The sequence below is a fragment of the Pandoraea anhela genome, assembly GCF_902459655.1.
Lineage (GTDB): Bacteria > Pseudomonadota > Gammaproteobacteria > Burkholderiales > Burkholderiaceae > Pandoraea > Pandoraea anhela.
Window position 1 is genome coordinate 1 of sequence record NZ_CABPSB010000054.1, and the last position, 1103, is coordinate 1103.

1 protein-coding gene is annotated in these 1103 nt (G+C 65.3%); it reads right to left on the reverse strand.

Annotated features, from left to right (window positions below; translation table 11 throughout):
• Nucleotides 1-1103: NAD(P)(+) transhydrogenase (Re/Si-specific) subunit beta (locus PAN31108_RS26205; protein WP_150671661.1), on the reverse strand; the 1103-nt coding region annotated here is incomplete at both ends.

The following is a 1103-nucleotide window of genomic DNA, read 5'->3' on the forward strand; positions in this document are numbered from 1 at the left end:
CGGATCGTTCTTCGCCGCCGGGTTCACCACGTCGTTCGCGCCGAGCACCAGCACCACGTCCGTCTGGCCGAACTCGCCGTTGATCTCGTCCATTTCCAGCACCTGATCGTAGGGCACCTCGGCTTCGGCAAGCAGCACGTTCATGTGGCCCGGCATGCGGCCCGCCACCGGGTGGATCGCATAGCGCACGCTCACGCCTTTCTCGACCAGCTTGTCGGTCAACTCCTTGAGCGCGTGCTGCGCGCGGGCGACGGCCAGACCGTAGCCCGGCACGATCACCAGCGATTCGGCGTTGCTCATGAGGAACGCGGCGTCGTCGGGCGAACCGGACTTCACCGGACGTTGCTGCTGTTCGCCACCGGCCGCGCCCGCACCGGGCGCAGCGCCGAAGCCGCCCAGGATGACGTTGAAGAACGAGCGGTTCATCGCCTTGCACATGATGTACGACAGGATCGCCCCCGAAGACCCCACGAGCGAGCCGGCGATGATGAGCATCGGGTTATTGAGCGAGAAGCCGATACCGGCGGCCGCCCAGCCCGAATACGAGTTCAGCATCGACACCACGACCGGCATGTCCGCGCCCCCGATCGGGATGATGATGAGCACACCCAGCACGAAGGCGATGGCCGTCATCAGGATGAACGGCAGCCAGCTTTGCGACAGGAAGAAGATCACACCGAAGCCGAGCATCGCGATGGCCAGCAGCAGGTTGATCGTGTGCTGGCCCGTGAACTGCACCGGCGCGCCCTGGAACAGACGGAACTTGTACTTGCCAGAGAGCTTGCCGAAGGCGATGACCGAGCCGGAGAACGTGATCGCCCCGACGAACGTACCGATGAACAACTCGATCCGGTTGCCCGGCGGCAGGGCCTCACCGGCGGGCACGATGCCGAACGCCGCCGGTTCCGCCACCGCAGCCACCGCGATACAGACAGCGGCCAGACCGATGAGCGAGTGCATCGCGGCCACGAGTTCCGGCATCTTCGTCATCTCGACCTTGCGGGCGACATAGGCGCCGATGCCGCCACCGACGACGAGGCCCGCAAGAATGAGCCCGAGACCGGAGAAATTGCCCCCCGAGAGCTTGCGCAACTCGAAGATCA